The 16,818-nt window shown below is 69.8% G+C and carries 17 protein-coding genes and 1 tRNA gene; 8 read left to right on the top strand and 10 right to left on the bottom strand.

The window, feature by feature from the left end:
* From DWB05_RS09740 to nusG, 4 genes are all read left to right on the top strand, one after another.
* Nucleotides 1-81 (top strand): EF-Tu C-terminal domain-related protein (locus DWB05_RS09740; protein WP_157967124.1); only part of this gene is annotated, 81 nt, incomplete at its 5' end.
* 71 nt (nucleotides 82-152) lie between these two features.
* Nucleotides 153-229, top strand: a tRNA-Trp gene (locus DWB05_RS09735).
* 82 nt (nucleotides 230-311) lie between these two features.
* The gene (secE, locus tag DWB05_RS09730) at nucleotides 312-509 is read left to right on the top strand and encodes a preprotein translocase subunit SecE (RefSeq protein ID WP_114376990.1); all 198 of its coding nucleotides are present in this window, start codon (nucleotides 312-314) and stop codon (nucleotides 507-509) included.
* Nucleotides 510-522: 13 nt separating this feature from the next.
* On the top strand, nucleotides 523-1,119 hold the full coding sequence (gene nusG / locus DWB05_RS09725) for a transcription termination/antitermination protein NusG (RefSeq protein WP_232818491.1): 597 nt from the start codon (nucleotides 523-525) through the stop codon (nucleotides 1,117-1,119).
* 31 nt (nucleotides 1,120-1,150) lie between these two features.
* On the opposite strand, the gene DWB05_RS09720 is transcribed toward nusG, so the two are convergent.
* The 3 genes from DWB05_RS09720 to DWB05_RS09710 form a co-directional block, all read right to left on the bottom strand.
* Nucleotides 1,151-1,975: a protein-methionine-sulfoxide reductase heme-binding subunit MsrQ gene (locus tag DWB05_RS09720; protein WP_157967152.1), complete on the bottom strand. Its 825-nt coding sequence runs from the start codon at nucleotides 1,973-1,975 to the stop codon at nucleotides 1,151-1,153.
* Nucleotides 1,976-2,115: 140 nt separating this feature from the next.
* The gene (locus DWB05_RS09715) at nucleotides 2,116-5,298 is read right to left on the bottom strand and encodes an efflux RND transporter permease subunit (protein ID WP_114376988.1); all 3,183 of its coding nucleotides are present in this window, start codon (nucleotides 5,296-5,298) and stop codon (nucleotides 2,116-2,118) included.
* A gap of 9 nt (nucleotides 5,299-5,307) precedes the next feature.
* The gene (locus DWB05_RS09710; protein WP_232818490.1) at nucleotides 5,308-6,450 is read right to left on the bottom strand and encodes an efflux RND transporter periplasmic adaptor subunit; all 1,143 of its coding nucleotides are present in this window, start codon (nucleotides 6,448-6,450) and stop codon (nucleotides 5,308-5,310) included.
* A 187-nt stretch (nucleotides 6,451-6,637) separates the two neighbouring features.
* Here DWB05_RS09710 and DWB05_RS09705 point away from each other — a divergent pair, with 187 nt between their 5' ends.
* Both DWB05_RS09705 and cobB read left to right on the top strand, forming a co-directional pair.
* Nucleotides 6,638-7,036, top strand: coding sequence for a DUF3775 domain-containing protein (locus tag DWB05_RS09705; protein ID WP_114376986.1), 399 nt, complete (start codon nucleotides 6,638-6,640; stop codon nucleotides 7,034-7,036).
* Nucleotides 7,027-7,746: a Sir2 family NAD+-dependent deacetylase gene (cobB, locus tag DWB05_RS09700; protein ID WP_114377024.1), complete on the top strand. Its 720-nt coding sequence runs from the start codon at nucleotides 7,027-7,029 to the stop codon at nucleotides 7,744-7,746. Before DWB05_RS09705 ends, cobB begins: the two co-directional genes overlap by 10 nt.
* 17 nt (nucleotides 7,747-7,763) lie before the next feature.
* On the opposite strand, the gene DWB05_RS09695 is transcribed toward cobB, so the two are convergent.
* The 5 genes from DWB05_RS09695 to DWB05_RS09675 form a co-directional block, all read right to left on the bottom strand.
* Nucleotides 7,764-8,693: a 3,5-dioxohexanoate:acetyl-CoA acetone transferase gene (locus DWB05_RS09695; RefSeq protein ID WP_114376985.1), complete on the bottom strand. Its 930-nt coding sequence runs from the start codon at nucleotides 8,691-8,693 to the stop codon at nucleotides 7,764-7,766.
* Nucleotides 8,694-8,695: 2 nt separating this feature from the next.
* Entirely contained in the window at nucleotides 8,696-9,664 is a 969-nt protein-coding gene (locus DWB05_RS09690; protein ID WP_232818489.1) for a 3-hydroxyacyl-CoA dehydrogenase, read from the bottom strand.
* Nucleotides 9,655-12,174, bottom strand: coding sequence for a branched-chain amino acid ABC transporter ATP-binding protein/permease (locus DWB05_RS09685; protein ID WP_114376984.1), 2,520 nt, complete (start codon nucleotides 12,172-12,174; stop codon nucleotides 9,655-9,657). The genes DWB05_RS09690 and DWB05_RS09685 overlap by 10 nt, the downstream gene beginning before the upstream one ends.
* A 1-nt stretch (nucleotide 12,175) precedes the next feature.
* Nucleotides 12,176-13,051: a branched-chain amino acid ABC transporter permease gene (locus DWB05_RS09680; protein ID WP_114376983.1), complete on the bottom strand. Its 876-nt coding sequence runs from the start codon at nucleotides 13,049-13,051 to the stop codon at nucleotides 12,176-12,178.
* 73 nt (nucleotides 13,052-13,124) lie between these two features.
* Nucleotides 13,125-14,393, bottom strand: a complete 1,269-nt coding sequence (locus DWB05_RS09675; protein ID WP_232818488.1) for an ABC transporter substrate-binding protein — start codon at nucleotides 14,391-14,393, stop codon at nucleotides 13,125-13,127.
* A 44-nt stretch (nucleotides 14,394-14,437) separates the two neighbouring features.
* On the opposite strand from DWB05_RS09675, the gene DWB05_RS09670 reads away from it, so the two are divergent.
* Entirely contained in the window at nucleotides 14,438-15,160 is a 723-nt protein-coding gene (locus tag DWB05_RS09670) for a GntR family transcriptional regulator (RefSeq protein WP_114376981.1), read from the top strand.
* Nucleotides 15,144-15,737 carry a uracil-DNA glycosylase family protein gene (locus DWB05_RS09665; RefSeq protein ID WP_114377022.1) on the top strand — a complete coding sequence of 198 codons (594 nt, stop codon included), beginning with the start codon at nucleotides 15,144-15,146 and terminating at the stop codon, nucleotides 15,735-15,737. Before DWB05_RS09670 ends, DWB05_RS09665 begins: the two co-directional genes overlap by 17 nt.
* On the opposite strand, the gene DWB05_RS09660 is transcribed toward DWB05_RS09665, so the two are convergent.
* A complete protein-coding gene (locus tag DWB05_RS09660; protein ID WP_232818487.1) occupies nucleotides 15,728-16,384 on the bottom strand; it encodes an SOUL family heme-binding protein in 657 nt (218 codons plus the stop codon). The genes DWB05_RS09665 and DWB05_RS09660 overlap by 10 nt on opposite strands.
* A 19-nt stretch (nucleotides 16,385-16,403) precedes the next feature.
* Nucleotides 16,404-16,814, bottom strand: a complete 411-nt coding sequence (locus DWB05_RS09655) for a metallopeptidase family protein (RefSeq protein ID WP_114376980.1) — start codon at nucleotides 16,812-16,814, stop codon at nucleotides 16,404-16,406.
* Nucleotides 16,815-16,818 lie beyond the last annotated feature (4 nt).

The following is a 16,818-nucleotide window of genomic DNA, read 5'->3' as shown; positions in this document are numbered from 1 at the left end:
ATGGACGAAGGCCTGCGCTTCGCCATCCGCGAAGGCGGCAAGACCGTCGGCGCCGGCGTCGTCACCAAAATCCTGCAGTAACGGGGCGAGGTTCGTTGCCGGGGCGGCCGCCGCTGGGCTATCAACCGGTGAGCGGCGGGCCCCGGACCCGCAGGGGTGTAGCTCAATTGGCTAGAGCGCCGGTCTCCAAAACCGGAGGTTGGGGGTTCGAGACCCTCCACCCCTGCCACGCTTCTCCCTATCTCTGAGACTTCGGCCGGCCCGAGCGGCGGCCGAGCGGCGACATCGGCGCCGCAGACGGAACGGACGTCATGGCGAGGATCAATCCAGCGACCTTCGTCCGCCAGGTGCGGCAGGAACTGGCGAAGGTCACTTGGCCGACGCGGAAGGAGACGCTGATCACCACCGGGCTCGTGTTCGTGCTCTCGGTGCTGGCGGCCACCTTCTTCTTCCTGGTCGATCAGGTGATCGGCTTCGCCGTGCGGTTGATCTTCGGCTTCGGCGCGTGAGGAGAGGGTGAGCATGGCGGCAGCGGAGACGAAGGACGGTCTCGCCCCCGTCCGGCCAGTGGCCCCGCCGTCCCAGGCGGGCAAGAAGCGCTGGTACGTGGTCCACGTCTATTCGGGCTTCGAGAAGAAGGTTCGCGACGCGATCCGCGAACAGGCCGCACAGAAAGGCCTCGCCGACAAGTTCGACGAGATCCTGGTACCGGCCGAGGAGGTGGTCGAGGTCAAGCGCGGCCAGAAGGTGCAATCGGAGCGCAAATTCTTCCCGGGCTACGTGCTGGTGCGCATGGAGATGACGGACGACACCTGGCACCTGGTAAAGAACACGCCGAAAGTGACGAACTTCCTCGGCGGCAAGGGGCGCCCGCAGCCGATCTCGGACGCCGAGGCCGAGCGCATCGTCAAGGCGGTGGCGGAGGGGGTGGAGAAGCCCAGGCCGTCCATCACCTTCGAGGTCGGCGAACAGGTGCGCGTCATCGACGGCCCCTTCACCAGCTTCAACGGCACGGTGGAGGAGGTGGACGAGGAGAAGGGCCGGGTGAAGGTGTCGGTCTCCATCTTCGGCCGCGCCACGCCGGTGGAACTCGAGTACGGCCAGGTCGAGAAGGTCTGACGATCTTCGCAGTGTGCTGGGAGGCCCGGGCTCAGGCGGCGGGTACGCGTCGCGACGGGCTGCCGTGCCGCGAGGAACGGGCCGAGCGTCCGACAAGGCGTAGCGCCAGGGCGCCGAGCCCTGCCGCCAGCACCCAGGCCGCCGGGCGCGGCGCGAGCTCAGGATCGAGATTGGCCGCCAGCACCAGCCATGGGTCGACCTGGGTGCGCAGCGCGAACCAAGCGAATTCGAGCGCGGCGGTCACACCCCCCGCCGCTACCGCCAGCCCCGCGTAGGCGGCAGGCCCGGGCGCCCCACCGCGCGGTGCGACCAGCCGGTAGCCGACCAGCCAGGCGAACAGGCCCGCCGCCACGGCGGGTTCGGTCACGTCGACCTTCTGCGGCCAGGACACCGCGAAGTGCACGATGGCCAGCGCCGCGGCCGGAAAGACCAACCGGTGCAGCCGCCGCCAAGCGACGCCGCCCAAGGCGCGGATCGCGCGATCGAAGGAGGTGGCGGCGAGCGGGATCAGCAGGGCGATCGCCACCGCACCGAACAGCAGGTTGCGCTGGCTGACCATTTCGGCCAGCAGACGCGGGACATCGCCGCCGATGCTGCCGAGATGGACGCCCAGGTGCAGCACGGCATAGGCGAAGGCGGTGAGGCCGATGACGCGTCGGAGCGGCGCGAGGGCTGGCAGCCTGAGCGTCTGCCGCGCCGGGGTGACGGCGAGCGAGGCGAGCAGGAAGACGAGCGCCCAGGAGCCGGAGCGTCGGCTCGCTTCGGCCCAAGGGTCGGGCCCGAGGCCGTGGCGCAGCGCATCGAGCCCGAGGGCAAGCGCCGGCAGGGCGAGGCCGAGGCTCAGCAGCGCGACCACCCGCCCGCCCGGAGCCCCGACACCCCTGACTGTGGCAGGGCTGCTTTCGTTCGCGGCTACCATCCGTTCGCTCACGCGAATGAGGTGGCTGCGTCGTCACGGCAGACAAGCCGCCGTGCTTCGGGGCGATCGCCGCCGGTTCAGCCCGCTCGCGCCGGTGCCCGGCCCGCGTCCCCGTCGCTGTCGCCGCGGCTGACCGGGCCGGCCGGAGGCGACAGCCGCCCCTTCACCCACTCGCGCCCACCCTGCACCACCACGTAGAGCATCGGGATCAGGAAGATGCCGACCAGCGAGGCGGCGAGCATGCCGGCGAACACCGGGATCGACACCGCATGGCGGGCGAGCTCGGCGGCTCCTTGCGCGGTGACCAGCGGCACGAGGCCGAGGATGAAGGCGAAGGAGGTCATCATGACGGGGCGGAAGCGAAGCCGTGCCCCTTCCGTCGCCGCTTCGAGCAGGGGCACGCCTTGCGCCCTCCGCTCCTTGGCGAATTCGACAATCAGGATGCCGTTCTTCGCCGCGAGCGCGATCAGCACCACGATGCCGATCTGCCCGTAGAGGTCGAGCGGGATGCGGGCGAGCATCAGCCCCGCGAAGGCGCCGAGCACGGCGACCACGACGGAGAGCATCACCGAGACGGGGACGGTCCAGGACTCGTAGAGGGCGACGAGGAAGAGGTAGGCGAACAGGACGGCAAGCGCCAGGATGGCAGCCTCCTGTCCCGCCGCCGCGCGCTCCTGCAACGAGGTGCCGCTCCAGGCGCGGTCGAAGCCCCTCGGCAGGGTGCGATCCGCGATCTCCTCCATCGCGACCAGGGCGGCTCCGGACGACACGCCCGGCGCTGGGCTGCCCTGGACCGTCACGGCGCGGAGGTTGTTGAAGCGGACGATGGTCTGCGGGCCGACCTCGACGCGCACCGAGGCGAGGCTTCGCATCGGCACCATCTCGCCCGCGGCGTTGCGCACGTGCACGCGCAGGATGTCGTCGATGTCGCGCCGGTCTTCGGCCTCGGCCTGCAGCTGCACCTGCCAGTTCCGCCCGAACAGGGTGAAGTCGTTGACGTAGAACCCGCCCAGCGTGGTCTGCAGGGCGGCGAAGATGTCGGCGATGCGCACGCCGAGGCTCTGCGCGCGGTCGCGGTCGATGTCGAGCAGGATCGAGGGGTTGGCGGCGGAGAAGGTGGAAAAGACGCGCGCGAGGCGCGGATCCTGGTTGGCGGCGACGATCAGCCCCTGCACCGCGGCGTTCTGCTCCGGGAACGGACTGCCTTCGAGGTTGAGCACCTGCAGTTCGAAGCCGCCCCCGGTGCCGAGCCCGATGATGGGCGGGAGGTTGAAGGGGAAGACGATCGCCTCGCGGATGGCGAAGGCGTCGCGCGCGACGCGTGCGATCGTCGCCTGCACGGAGGCGGCCGGGTCCTTCCGTTCCGCAAACGGCTTCAGCGTGACGACGTGGAAGGCGGTGTTCGATTGCGCCGTGCCGTCGAGCAGCGAGAAGCCGATGACGGAAAGCCGGTTCTCCGTCACCGCCAGCCGCCCGGTGATGCCCTCGAGCGTGCGCACCACCGCCTCGGTGCGGGCGACGGCGGCACCCTCGGGCAGCTGGACGTGGACGAAGAAGGCGCCCTGGTCCTCCTCCGGCAGGAAGCCGGTCGGCGTCAGGCGCGCCGCGCCGACGACGCCGATCGCCATCGCCCCGATCACGATCAGCGAGAGGAGCGAAACCCGCACCAGCCGGCGCACCACCGCGGCGTAGCCCTGCGCCATCCCGTCGATCGCGCGCTGCATCGCCCCGATGAGGCCGCGCCGCGGACCGCCGTGGCGAAGGATCAGCGCGCAGAGGGCGGGCGAGAGGGTGAGCGCATTCACCGCCGAGAACAGCATCGCCACCGAAATGGTCACGGCGAACTGGCGGAAGAGCTCGCCGGAGATGCCGGGAATGAAGGCGACGGGGACGAAGACGGAAAGGAGCACCAGCGTGATGGCGACGATCGGTGCGGTGATCTCCGCCATCGCCACCTTGGTCGCCTCCGCCGGCGAGAGGTCTGGCCGCTCGTGCAGGATCCGCTCGACGTTCTCCACCACCACGATCGCATCGTCGACCACGATGCCGATCGCCAGCACCATGGCGAGCAGCGAGACGGTGTTGAGCGAGTAGCCGAGGCCGAGCAGCACGGCTACGGTGGCGATCAGGCTCACCGGCACCGCGACCATGGGGATGAGGGTGGCGCGCAGGTTGCCGAGGAAGACGAAGACGACCAGCACGACCAGCACGAAGGCTTCGATCAGGGTCTGCTGCACGCTCTCGATGGTCGCATTCACGAAGGTCGTGCTGTCGTACATCACGGTGTAGTCGAGGCCCGGCGGAAAGAGCCGCCGCAGGTCCTCGAGCGCCGCGCGCAGCTCAGCCGCCGCCCGCACCGCATTCGCCCCCGGCGAGAGATAGGTGCCGACCGCCACCGCCGGTTCGCCGTTGAAGGCGACGGCGATGTCCTCCGACTTCGCGCCGAGCTCGATGCGCGCGATGTCGCGCAGCCGAAGCAGCTGCCCGTCCTCGCCCACGCGCACCACGATCGCACCGAACTCCTCCGGCGTGACGAGCCGCCCCTTGGCCTGGACGTTGAGCTGCACCTGCTGGTCGTCGGCGATCGGGCGCGCCCCGATCCGCCCCACCGGGGCCTGGATGTTCTGCGCCTGGATGGCGGCGATGACGTCGGCAGGGGTGAGGCCGAGCCCGACCAAGCGGTCGGTCTCGAACCAGATCCGCATCGCGTAGTCCTTGGCGCCGAACAGCGTGGCCTCGCCGATGCCCGGCACGCGCTTGAGCCGATCGAGCACGCTGATGGAGACGAAGTTGGAGATGGCGAGCGGATCGAGCGAACCGTCGGGCGAGTGGAAGGCGACGAACTGCAGGATGGCGGAGGAGACCTTCGCCACCGTCACGCCGTTGCGTTGCACCTCCGGCGGCAACTTGGCCAGTGCGGCCTGCACGCGGTTGTTGACGTTCACCGCGTTGAGCTCTGGGTCGCTGCCGAGGCTGAAACTGACGGTGAGCTGGTAGGAGCCGTCATTCGCGCTCACCGAGCGCATGGAAATCATGTCCTGCACGCCGTTGACGGCGGATTCGATCGCCTGCGCGACCGTCTCCTCCACCACCGCGGCCGACGCACCGGGATAGGCGGTGGTCACCTTCACCTGCGGCGGCACGATGTCGGGCAGCTGTGCGATGGGAATGCGCGCGAGCGCGAGCAGGCCCGCGATGGTCATCACCAGCGCGATGACGACCGCGAGGCGTGGGCGATCGACGAAGAGGGCCGAGAACACGAAGGCGGCTCAGCGCGTCGATGCCGCCGGCGGTACGGTCGGCGGCGGTGCCGTCGCCGGGCCCGCCTGCACCGGGATGCCCGGGCGGATGCGTTGGATCCCCTCGACGATCAGGTTCTCGCCTTCGTTGAGCCCCTCCACGATCTCGGCGGTGGCCGGCGTGGTCTCGCCGACGCGCACGCGACGCACGGCCGCGCGGCCCTCGCGGTCGACGACGAAGACGTATTGCCCCTGGCGGTCGGCGAGCAGCGCGGCGCGGGGGATGAGGATCGCCTGGCGCGGCGCGCGCGCCGTGACCTCGACCGTCACCGTCGCCCCGTCGAACAGGATGCGCTCCGGGTTTGGCAGCGTGGCCCGCACGGCTTGGGTGTCGGTGCCGCGGTCGATCTGCGGATCGATGAAGTCGATCGTGCCCTCGTGCGGATAGGGCGAGCCGTCGGCCAGCCGGACGCGCACGGTGAGCGCCTGCGCCGCCGGCCCCGTCTCTCCGTTCTCGGCACGACGCCGCTGGAATTCGATCACCTGGCGTTGGCTGACACGGAAGGTCACGTGCATCGGATCGACCGAGGTGAGGGTGGCGAGCGGGCCGGATTGCGGCGAAACGACCGCGCCGACCGAAACCGCCGAGCGGCCGATCCGCCCGGCGAACGGGGCGGAAATCAGGGTGTAGCCGAGGTCGATCTCGGCGATGCGGAGCGCGGCTTCCGCCTCCTGCACGCGGGCCTTCGCCATCTCGGCCTCCGCCCGGCGCTGGTCGCGCGTGGCGAGGGGAATGTTGTTCGTCTTCAGCAGTTCCTCCGCCCGCGCGAGTTGCAGCTCGGCGTTGAGCAGAGCCGCCTTGGCAGAGGCGAGATCGGCCATGCGCGCCGCCACGGCCGCCTCGAACGGCTCGCGCTCGAGCATGAACAGGAGGTCGCCGCGCTTCACCTCCTGGCCCTCGATGAAGGTGCGCTCGCGCAGGAAGCCCGTCACGCGCGCGACGATCTGCACCGTGTCGACGGCGGTGATGCGGCCGACGAAGGTCGCGCTGTCGGTGAGTACGCGGCGCTCGACCGGCACCACGCCGACCGGCGGCGCCGGCTGGGCGGACGCGCCGTGCGTCGCGGCGACCAGGAGAAGCCAAGCGAACAGGTGGGTTGCGAAGGCTGACACGGGCGGCGGCTCCACGTCGCGAACGGAGCCGCACCTCAGCACGTCGGTGGCGCCGATGCCACCGTGACCCTCGCCCTTGGCGCGGATGGGACAGCGGGCTATCTCGCCGCCGGCCGCCGCGCGTATCCTGCGCCCGCGCCGGCCGCAGGGGCCGGCGCGGGGGGAGGAAAGGCTTGGGGTTGCAGGCATGGCAGAGGACGAAGAGCTCCCGGAACTCGGCATCTCGCTCGACACGGTGTGCTGGCTGATCGAACGCGCCCGAGCCTTCGATGCCAAGGAGGCGGGGGATGGTGACACCGACGCCGACGAGGACGATGTCGAGGCGCACCTGCTCGACGAGGAGGCCGACACCATCGAAGAGGAGATGCGGGAGGCGATCGCCGAGCTGAACGAGGACGAACAGGCGGCGCTGATCGCGCTCGCCTGGGTGGGCCGCGGCGAGTTCGACATCAGCGAGTGGAACGAGGCGATCCGGCTCGCCAAGGAGCGCAACCTGCGCAACGCCGACGACTACCTCCTGGGGATGCCGCTGCTCGCCGACTATCTCGAGGAGGGCCTGGCCGCCTTCGGCCTTTCCTGCGAGTGATCGCCCGCGACGCCCCGATCGTCGTGCTGACGGGGGCGGGCATCTCCCGCGAATCGGGCCTTGCCACCTTCCGCGACAAGGACGGGATCTGGGCCAAGGTCCGGCTGGAGGACGTCGCCACGCCGGAAGCCTTCGCCCGCGACCCCGCGCGCGTGCACGCGTTCTACAATGCGCGCCGGCGTCAGTTGCGCGACCCCGCCGTGCAACCGAACGCGGCGCATCTGGCACTCGCCCGCCTGTCGCAGGAATGGCCGGGGGGCGTGACGGTCGTCACTCAGAACGTCGATGACCTGCACGATCGCGCCGGCACCGCGAACCTCATCCACATGCACGGCGAGCTGACGAAAGCGCGGTGCACGGCCTGTGGCGCGGTGATGCCGTGGCTCGAAGACCTTTCCCTCGACACCCGCTGTCCCGCTTGCGGTGCGACCGGCACGCTCCGCCCGCACGTCGTCTGGTTCGGCGAGATGCCCCTCGCGATGGACAGGATCTACGCAGCACTCGACGCCTGCGCCCTGTTCGTCTCCATCGGCACCTCGGGCGCGGTCTATCCGGCAGCCGGCTTCGTCGCCGAGGTGCGCGGCCGCGCGCGTACGCTCGAACTCAACCTCGAACCCTCGAAAGGGAGCCAGCTGTTCGACGAGGCGATCCACGGCCCGGCGACGGTGCTCGTGCCGGCCTTCGTCGCGCGCCTGCTCGGCCCCGCCTGACGCCCGCCGCGCCGCGGTCAGAAATTCACCGCATCCGCGCCCTTCAGCGCGAGCATCTCGCGTGCTTCCGCCGGGGTGGCGACTTCGAGGCCGAGGGCTTCGATGATCTGCCGCATGCGAGTCACCTGTTCGGCATTCGACCGCGCAAGACGCCCAGGACCAAGCCAGAGCGAATCCTCGAGCCCGACGCGCACGTTGCCCCCCATCAGCAGCGCCTGGGTGGCGATCGCGAATTGCGCCTTGCCGGCTCCGAGCACGGACCAGCGATAGGCATCGCCGAACAGCCGATCGGCCGTCCGTTTCATGTGCGCGACGTCCTCCGGATGCGTGCCGATGCCGCCCAGGATGCCGAACACGGACTGGATGAAGAGGGGCGGTTCGATCACGCGCCGATCGACGAAATGGGCAAGCGTGTAGAGGTGGCCGATGTCGTAGCACTCGATCTCGAAGCGCGTACCGTTGGCGGCACAGGTGCGCAGGATGTGCTCGATGTCGGCGAAGGTGTTCCTGAAGAAGCCCGCCCGCGAGGCTTCCAGATACGGCCGTTCCCAGTCGTGCTTGAAGTCGCGGTAGCGCTCGAGCATTGGGAAGAGGCCGAAATTCATCGTCCCCATGTTGAGGGAGGCGATTTCGGGCGCGAAGCGTTGCGCCGGCAGAACGCGTTCCTCCACCGTCATCGTCGGCGCCCCGCCGGTGGTGATGTTGATCACCACGTCGGAGCGCTGCTTGATGACGCGCAGGAAGGGCAGGAAGGCCTCCGGCGACTGGTCGGGCTTGCCGGTCTTCGGGTCGCGCGCGTGCAAGTGCACGATCGCCGCCCCCGCCTCCGCCGCACCGATGGCGGCGTCCGCGATCTCCTCCGGCGTGACGGGCAGGTGGGGCGACATCGAAGGGGTGTGGATGGATCCTGTCACCGCGCAGGTGATGATCACTTTGCGTGCTGCCATCCTCATCGCTCCTCGCCGTCCGGTGCCGGCATGCTCTTCTTCAGCGCCTTCAGCGCGATCAGCCAGCGGTCGCGCGCGCGTTCCCACCGCTCGCGTTCCGCTGCGTCCGGCACCGGGCCGCAGGCCGCGAGGACGCGGGCGAGCGGTTCCCCCTGCCACACCTCGGGAGGTGGCGGATCGGCGGCGAGTCTTCGGTAGAAGCCGCCGTAGCGCGCGCAGTAGTCCGCCGTGCCGCCGGGCGCGTTGAGGGCGATGGTGGCGAAGGGGCCGAGCAAAGACCAGCGCAGGCCGAGACCGTGGCAGACGGTCGCGTCCAGATCCAGGGGACTGATCACCCCTTCGGCGACAAGGCGGAACGCCTCGCTCAACAGCGCGCCCTGCAAGCGATTGAGCACGAAGCCCTCGTATTCCTTGCGTACGCGCACCGGCACCTGGCCGACCTCGCGGTAGATCGCCTCGGCCCGGTCGATGGTCGCGGCATCGGTCCACGGGGCGGGGCACAGTTCCACCACGGGAACGAGATGCGGGGGATTGACCGGGTGTGCGACCAGGCAGCGGCTGCGCCCCGCGAGCTCCGCGGTGAAACGCGAGGCGACAATCGAGGAGGTGGAGGATGCCAGCACGGCCCGCGCGTCGGAAAGCCGGTCGAGTTCGGCGAACATCGCGCGCTTGGCTTCCTCATCCTCCGGTCCGCACTCCTGCACGAGCGCGGCGTCCGAGACGGCTTCTGGGACCGTCTCCGTCGGCACGATTCGCTCCGTGACCGCATGCGGTGTCGGCACGAGTGAAGCGGCGGTGAGCTCCCGCGCCCACGCCTCGATCGACGCGCGTGCGCGCGCGAGCTGCGACGCGTCGGGATCGAACAACCGGACGGTCCAACCGGCGCGGGCGAACACCACCGCCCAGGAGCGGCCAATCAATCCCGCCCCGATCACGCCGACCGTTCGGTCCGGCTCCCGCGTCAGAGCCACAGCACCTTCCTCCTGAGCTCGAGATCGTGGGCGAGGTCGCGCGCCTCGCCGCTGTAGGCTAGCTCGCCGCGCTCGAGAACTACCACACGGTCGGCAAGCGCGAGTGCCAAGTCGAGATGATGGTCGACGATGACGATCGCGATCTCCTCGCGCAAGCGATCGAAGACGGAGAACAGCTCCTCCACGACGGACGGCGCGAGACCCTCGAAGGGCTCGTCCAGGAGAAGGAGTCGCGTGTTGCCGATCAGCGCGCGTGCCACCGCGGCCATCTGCTGTTCTCCACCGGAGAGATAGTCCGCCGGTGTGGTCCAGCGTTCGCGCAGGCGAGGGAACTGGGCGAGGACGCGCTGCTCGTCCCAGCGAATGCCTGGGCCTTCGCTGCGCCAGAGCCGACCGAGCTCGAGGTTCTCCTTCACCGACATCCCGGCGAACAGTCCCCGCCCTTGCGGCACGTAGGCGATGCCGGCACGAGCGATGTCGGCTGGCGGCAGCCCGGAGATCGTCACGCCGTCGAGGACGATCCGGCCCTCGCGCAGCGGCGCGATGCCGATGATGGACTTCAGGGCCGTCGACTTGCCGGCGCCGTTGCGCCCCAGCAGCGCGACGATCTCGCGCTCGCGTACCTCGAAGCCGACACCGGAGAGGATCCGACTCTTGCTGTAGAAGACCGACACCGCCTCCAGCTCAAGCAGCGGCTTGCCCGGCGCGCGCGGTGCGATGCAGGCGGCGGCGAGGGCGGCGTGTCCGGCACCGATGTAAACCTCCTGCACGCGCGGGCTCGCACGCACCTCCTCGGCGGAGCCCTCGGCCAGAACCCGACCTTCGTTCATCACCGTCACCCGGTCGGCGAGGCGGAAGACGCGGTCGATGTCGTGCTCGACGAGGAGAACCGGAAGATCCGCGGCGATGGCACGGATCAGGGCGGAGACGCGCTCGCGTTCCGCCGCGGCGAGGCCGGCCAGTGGCTCGTCGAGCAGCAGAACCCGAGGCCGAGTCGCGAGCGCAAGCGCGAGATCGAGCAGGCGCTGGCCGCCGTAGGAGAGCGAGCCGGCCTCCGCGTCCTCGATGCCGGCAAGTCCCGCCGTCTCCAGCACCTGCTCGGTCTCCGCGATGATCTCCGCGATCGCGTCGGCAGGCCGCCAGGGGTCATAGGCGTAGGCCGAGCGGGCCTGCACGGCGAGGCGGACGTTCTCGGCTACGCTGAGCGAGGGAAAGAGGTTCGTGATCTGGAACGACCGGCCGATTCCCTTGCGCGCAAGCTGCTCCGGCGGCAGTCCCTGCACCTCCTCGCCGTCGAGCAGGACGCGTCCCGAATCGGGCGCGTGCAGGCCCGAAACGATGTTGAAGAGCGTGGTCTTGCCGGCGCCGTTCGGACCGATCAGGGCGTGCAGCGAGGTGTTGGCGACCTCAAGGTCGACGCGATCGACGGCGTAGAGCCCGCCGAAGCGCTTGACCGCGCCGCGCACGACGAGGACCGGGCCGTCGCTCCAGCCGTCGCGACGAAGGAAGGCGGCGCTACGCGCGCCCCCGCGGCGCGCGCTCATCGCGGCCGCGACCGGAGCAGGAGGTCGGACGAGACGGAGGATCCGGCCCGCCACGCCGACAAGGCCGGTGGGCGAGAACACGACGAAGCCGACAAAGAGGAGCCCGAACCAGAGCAGCCAGTTCTCGGTCACCTGCGACAGCAGGTCGCGGAAAATGACAAAGAAGAAGGCACCGAGCGCCGGGCCGAGGAAGGAACGCATGCCGCCGATCACCACCATGGCAAGGAGCTCGCCCGAGAACACCACCGAGATCACCTCCGCCGAGGTCATGCGATGGGTGAACAGCAGCAGCACCCCCGCAAGCCCGGTGAGGGAGGCGGAGACCACGAAGGCAATCAGCTTGTACCGATAGGTCGCGTAGCCGATGAAGCGCGCGCGCTGTTCGTTCTCGCGGATCGCAACGAGGACGGTGCCGATCGGCGAGGCGTGGAAGCGGGCGAGCAGGTAGACGACGGCGAAGCCGATCGCCGCGACCACGGCGTAAAAGGTCGTCGCATCGTCAAGGTCGAGGCCAAGCAGTTTCGGGCGCAGGATTCCGCCGAGGCCGTCCTCGCCGCCCGTGACCTCCGTCCAGCGGAAGGCGACCGCGTAGAGCATCGCCGAGAGCGCGAGGGTGAGCAGGGAGAAGTAGACGCCGCGGCGGCGCAGCACGAGCGCGCCGAACGCGAGTGCGACCAGTCCGACGAAGGCGACGGCGGCGAGGAGCGGCATGAAGAAGCTGCCCGGCATGACCTCGCGATGCAGGATGCCGGCGGCATAGGCGGCCAATCCGAACCACGCGCCGTGCCCAAAGGAGACGAGCCCCGTGTGGCCGACCAGAACGTTCAGCCCGAGGCAGGCGATGGCGAAGACGACCACCTCGACGGCCGAGGTCATGCCGAGGCCCAAGGCGCCGAGCACCGCGGGCAGGGCGAGAAGGGCGACGCCGGCGATCAGCGGGTCGCGAAGCCGGGCGAGCGCGCGCATGCTACTCGAAGCGCTTGATCCGCTCGCCGAACAGCCCGCGCGGGCGAAGCAGCAGGACGAGCAGCATCATCAGGTAGATGACTGCCGTCGCCCACTGCGAGTAGCCGAACCCGATCGTCACGCCCTTGGTGAGGCCGACCAGAATGGCGGCGACGACGACGCCCCAGAATGAACCAAGGCCGCCGATGACCACGACGACGAAGGCCGGCGTCAGGATGTCGTGACCCATCGCGGGATGGATCGAGTAGATCGGGGCAAGCAGCACGCCCGCGAGGCCCGCAAGCCCGATCGCGATCGCGGCCAGCCACATCAGGTAGGGGCGAAGCGGAATGCCGAGCGCGCCGACCATGTCGGGATCCTGAACGCCGGCGCGCACCACGCGGCCGAAGGCAGTGCGGTTCAGCAGCAGCCACAGCAGTGCCACGGAGACGACGGCGAGGAGCAGCAGAAGTGCGCGGTAGCGCGAGTAGATGAAGTCGCCGAGAACGATCTGTCCTCGCAACCAACTCGGGATCGAGAAGGAGAGGGGGGCGGCGCCGAAAATCATGCGCAAGGCCTGCTCCGCCACCATGGCGAGGCCGAAGGTAAGCAGCAGCGACAGGATTGGATCCTCGCGATAGAAGCGGACGAAAAGCGTGCGCTCGATCAGAACGCCGAGCAGTGCCACGGCGACAGGTGACACCACCAGCGTCGCACCGAACCCGATCCAGGGCGCGAGCACGACCGTGAGATAGGCGCCGATCGCGTAGAACGCGCCGTGCGCGAGGTTGACGATGCCGCCCAAGGCGAAGATCAGTGACAGCCCGAGCGCGATGAGGAGGTAGTACACCCCATCCAGTAGGCCGTTCACGACCTGCTGCAGGAACACCGTCGACACGCCCGATCCCCGTTACGCCAACAGGGCGATCGTCATGCCGAAACGCCCCGCGCGAGGCCCGACCGCCGCACCGTCAGGCCATGCGGCACTGATTCTCCTCTTCGGTCGCGGCGATCGCCTCCAGCGGCTCCCCGGGTCCCGGAATCGGGCCGGAGGAGCGAAAGATGTCCCACTGGTTCGGTGCGCGCGAACCGAGCCCCTCGACCGCGTACATCTCGTGCATCAGCTGATGGTCGGAGGCGCGGAAATACCCCTCGCGCGTCTTCATCAGGTCGAACTTCGCGCCTTTGCGCCAGTGCTCGATCAGACGCTGAGGATCGGTGCTGCGCAACTCGGTCATGCTTTGTGCGATAATGCGCATCGCCACATAGTCGCCCCAGGCCTGGTTCTCGGGCGGACGGCGGTAGCGGCGACGGAACGAATCGACAAAGGCACGCGACGCCGGCGTGTCGATCATGTGATGCCACACCACGGGCCAGGTTCCGATGAACGCGTCGCGACCCGCCGCCCAGGCGAGCGCCGTGTCGAAGCCGAACCCGGCCACCGGGAAGGTGAGCCCGAACTCGGCGTACTGCTTGAGGAAGTTGGTGATCTGATTGCCGGCGAGGTTGGAGATGACGAGGTCGGGCCTCGCGGCGCGGATCTCCAGAAGCAGGGCCGAGAAGTCGGCGAGGTCGGTCGGCACCAGGCGGTCGGCGGCGAACTGGCCGCCGTTCTGCTCCATGAAGCGGCGGGCGACGCGCAGCAGGTCGTGGCCGAAGGCGTAGTCGGCGGTCAGCGAGAACCAGCGCTTGCCGCGGACCAGCCCTTGTGCGAGCAGGGCACGGCCGGCCGTCTTGACGTACATCGAGTTCTGGCTCTCGACATGAAACATGGATCGGGCGCAATTCGAGCCCCGCAGCGCGTCGGAATTGGCACCGGTGTTGATGAACAGCGTCCCCGTCCGCGTCGTTACCTGCGCGATGGCAAGAGCCGAGGCGGAGGAGATCTCTCCGACGATGCATACCACCCGGTCGCGTTCGATGAGGCGCTCGGCCTTGGTCGCCGCAGTCTGCGGATTTACCGAATCCTCTTTCAGCAGTTCGATGCGGCGACCAAGAACCCCGCCGGCGGCGTTGATCTCGTCAACCGCGAGGTCGGCGGCCTGGACGGCAAACTCGCCCAAGGGGCCAAGGAACCCGGTCCGCGGCGTCAGATGGCCGATGCGGATCGCATCGGACTGGCCGCGCACGATTGCAGGGGCAGCAAGGCCGAGCGCGGCGCCAGCGGCCAGGACCTTGCGACGGGTGACTCGAGTCGGACCTGTCATCGACCTGTTCCTCCCTAGCGGCGGGGGCGACACCGCGCCCTCTTGTGAAAACTGTGATCACAGTCATCATGGCAGCGATGACGCCTGCTGTCGAGTCCGGGGCGAGGCGCAGCGAGCAGGCGGCATCGTCCGCCGGCGCGGCCGAGCGCGCGCTCGCCCACCTGCGCGAGATGCTGATCGGCGGGCGCGTCGCTCCCGGAGAGGCGGTCTCGCTGCGCACTCTCGCTCGCGCTCTCGGGCTCTCGGTCACACCCGTACGCTCGGCGGTGAACCGGCTCGCCGCTGAGGGAGCCCTCATCGTCCTGCCAAACCGCGCGGTGCGCGTGCCCGTGTTGTCGGCGGAGACGTTTCGCGAAATCACCACCCTTCGCCTTCTTCTCGAGGGCTATGCGGCGGAGCGCGCGGCGGAATTGATCACCAGGACGGAGTTGCAGGCTATCACGCGCGCCGAGCTGGCGTTCCGTCGGGAGTACGAAGCCGACCGGCCCGATTGCGACCGAGCCGTGCAACTGAACCGCCTGCTTCACTTCACACTCTATCGCGCGGCACGCATGCCCAGCCTCACCGCGATCATCGAGGGGCTGTGGCTTCGCATCGGTCCCGTCCTCAACCTAGACATGCGTCTGGATCCGCGCAGACTGCGCAGCGGCACCGCCGTGCGGGCGCATGCGCGCCTGGTCTCCGCCCTCGCGGCACGCGATCCGAAGCGGGCCCGGGCAGCGCTCGCCGCCGACATCCGCGCCGCGGCACGACGAGTCGAGAGGCTCGGCCTGCTGGATGGTCATGCCAGCCGGGACTGAGTCTCTTCCCCCCGTGGACGAGATCCGCGCCTGTCGGCTGTGCGAGGCTCACCTGCCGCTCGGGCCGAAGCCGATCTTCCAGCTCGACCCCCGCGCGCGGCTGCTCATCACCAGCCAGGCGCCGGGGACGAAGGCGCACGCCTCGGGCCGGCCGTTCGACGACCCCTCCGGCGATCGGCTGCGGGATTGGCTGGGGATCGACCGCGCGACCTTCTACGACCCCTCGCTGATCGCGATCCTGCCGACGGGGATGTGCTACCCCGGGCGGCTGCCGAAGGGCGGCGATGCGCCGCCGCGCCCCGAATGCGCGCCGCACTGGCACCCGCGCGTGCTGCCGACCTTGCCGAAGGTGCGGCTTCGCCTGCTCGTCGGCGGCCATGCGGTGCGGCTCGTGCTCGGGCCCGAGGTCGCGCTCGAGGAGGCGGTGCGGCGGGCCGAGTCGTTCCTGCCCCGGCACTTTCCGCTGCCGCATCCGTCCTGGCGGACGCGGGTGTGGGTGAAGCGCAACCCCTGGTTCGAGACCGAGACGATCCCCCGCCTGCGCACGCTCGTGCGGGAGATCCTCGCTCAGCCCTGAGCGGGCGCGACGGGGATGGCGACCTCGTTTCGCCTCAGCGCCGGAATGGTCCAGGGCGGGTCGAAGAACCACGCTTCCGGCTCGCCCGCCGGCCGCCAGGCTGAGCCGCGCAGCGCCTCGAAGAGCCGTTGCGTCTCCGCCTCGACCTCGCGCGCACCGGTGGTGCCGGCGAAGCGACGCACGGCGAACAGCGCCTCGGGGAGTTCGACGATGCGCACGCGCGCATCGAGCGGTTCGGGCAGGGTCTCCCGCGTATAGCGGGCGGGCATGAAGAAGCGGATCGCCCAGCCGCCCTGCCCGGTCGTCTGCGCCACCGGGGCGGTCATGCCGATGCGCTCGCCCGCGCCTTGCGCGACGGGGGCGGTCATGCCGATGCGCTCGCGCGCGCGGTTGGCGCCGAAGATGTAGTCGGCGAGCGGGCGGAAGCCGGCGTTGCGCGCCGAGACGGGATCTCCCGCCACCACCACCTCGGCGGCAAGCCGCGGGCCGTAGCGGCGCACCTCGAAGCCCTCGCCGCGGGCGATCACGGTGAAGGCCGGTTCCTCGGTCGAACGCGCGCCGACCACCGAGCAGGCCGCGCTCAGGAACAGGCCGGCGGCGGCGGAGGCCGCGCGCACGATGCGCATCGGGTCCATCGCAGAGGACATGGGCCACCTCCCCGTCGCGTCATCCCTCCCCCGCCTCGAGCCGCGCGATCTCCTCATCCGAGTAGCCGAAATGGTGGGCGATCTCGTGGATCAGCACGTTGCGCACGAGATCGCGCAGATCGACCTCGGTCTCGATCCACTCGGCGAGGATGGGGAGACGATAGAGGTGGATCATCTCGGGCGCGCGCGCCACGTCGGCGACACTGCGCTGGGTCAGCGGCACGCCGCGCCAGAGGCCCGTCAGGTCCCACCCGCTCTCCAGCCCCATCTCCGCCACCGTCTCGTCATCGGGGAAGTCGTCGACGACGATGGACACGCCGGAGAGAAGACGGGCGAGGTCGCGCGGGAAGCGCGCCTGCGCCCAAGCCAGAGCCTCGTCGGCAAGCGCGACGATCTCCTCCGTCGTCGGGGGTGTGGTGAAGGACCGCACGAGC

Source organism: Elioraea thermophila (ex Habib et al. 2022) (genome assembly GCF_003336755.1).
Taxonomy (GTDB): Bacteria; Pseudomonadota; Alphaproteobacteria; order Acetobacterales; family Acetobacteraceae; genus Elioraea; species Elioraea thermophila.
This window is presented reverse-complemented; position numbering and strand designations above follow the sequence as displayed.

Coding starts and splice junctions, on each gene's coding strand:
- secE (WP_114376990.1), top strand. CDS start 312: ATGGCGAGGATCAATCCAGCGACCTTCGTCCGCCAGGTGCGGCAGGAA.
- nusG (WP_232818491.1), top strand. CDS start 523: ATGGCGGCAGCGGAGACGAAGGACGGTCTCGCCCCCGTCCGGCCAGTG.
- DWB05_RS09705 (WP_114376986.1), top strand. CDS start 6,638: ATGGCAGAGGACGAAGAGCTCCCGGAACTCGGCATCTCGCTCGACACG.
- DWB05_RS09695 (WP_114376985.1), bottom strand. CDS start 8,693: ATGGCAGCACGCAAAGTGATCATCACCTGCGCGGTGACAGGATCCATC.
- DWB05_RS09685 (WP_114376984.1), bottom strand. CDS start 12,174: ATGCGCGCGCTCGCCCGGCTTCGCGACCCGCTGATCGCCGGCGTCGCC.
- DWB05_RS09670 (WP_114376981.1), top strand. CDS start 14,438: ATGACGCCTGCTGTCGAGTCCGGGGCGAGGCGCAGCGAGCAGGCGGCA.
- DWB05_RS09665 (WP_114377022.1), top strand. CDS start 15,144: ATGCCAGCCGGGACTGAGTCTCTTCCCCCCGTGGACGAGATCCGCGCC.
- DWB05_RS09660 (WP_232818487.1), bottom strand. CDS start 16,384: ATGTCCTCTGCGATGGACCCGATGCGCATCGTGCGCGCGGCCTCCGCC.